The organism is Vibrio sp. YT-19(2023) (assembly GCF_033337395.1).
Genome location: NZ_JAWOQN010000242.1, coordinates 1 through 908 on the forward strand (window position 1 = coordinate 1; position 908 = coordinate 908).

Genomic DNA, 908 nt, shown 5'->3' on the forward strand with positions numbered 1-908 from the left:
CTAACATAGTTAACCCCGCGTTTAGCGATGGGAACCAACCTTACGCCAGCCACTCGATAACCAACGCCAGAATAACCAACTCCGCTGATGGTCGATGCCACAGATTGCACCACAGAAGCCGAGCCCGGTTGTTCATTCACTCGGGTTTTGAAGTCACCGCCACACAGCGCATTGCTTTTGAAGTAACCATACGTCCCGGACACAGAGTTACGACCAAACAACTGCAAGTTGCGCTTCGCCCATTCGGCTTTTAAACCTAGTTGCTGCCAGTTAGTGATGAACTGACTTTCTCCACAACGCAACGTAGCGGAAAACATGGCGTCCAATTGATTAAAGTTCAAACCTTGAATGGGATTGTCTTGATGCACAAAAATACCGATAGCATCAATAGCAACGCGCAATGCTGTAGGTTTGTAACCATGCTGTCGCTCAAACGCTTCGATTTCTTTCAAACGCATCGGGCGGCTCATTGGACCAAACTGCGCCGTTTGCTCTGTTAAAGCAGGTGGCGCAGTTGACGAGCCTGAAGCTTGAACTTGCGCGTTGATGTTGGGGTAAATGGATTTAAACTCTTCCACCCAAAGAGTGGTCATCCCCGCCAAAGTGTCTGAGCCTACCGAAAGCAAGTTACCAACAATGCCAGTGGTTTTATGGTAGTTCGGTAAAGGCTTATCTTGAGCAACCGCCATACTCGAACAAATAAGCGCGATACAAGCGATGGCTTTACTGACTCGACGTCCCATTATTTCACCACTAAAGGACTTGGAAGTACGAACGAGAACTTACTGCCTACACCGACTTCACTTTGAATTTCCAGGTGTGAGTCATGATGGCTCAACGCATGTTTCACAATTGCCAATCCTAAACCACTGCCACCCGTATCGCGTGAACGTGCTTTATCAACTCGG

Annotated in this window: 2 protein-coding genes; both read right to left on the reverse strand. The window is 48.2% G+C overall.

The annotated features are described in order from the left end of the window. The coding region (locus tag R7E78_RS25140; RefSeq protein WP_318058474.1) for a substrate-binding domain-containing protein at positions 1-743 on the reverse strand (743 nt) is incomplete at its 3' end. Continuing rightward, the coding region (locus tag R7E78_RS25145) for an ATP-binding protein (RefSeq protein ID WP_318058475.1) at positions 743-908 on the reverse strand (166 nt) is incomplete at its 5' end. The genes R7E78_RS25145 and R7E78_RS25140, both read right to left, overlap by 1 nt.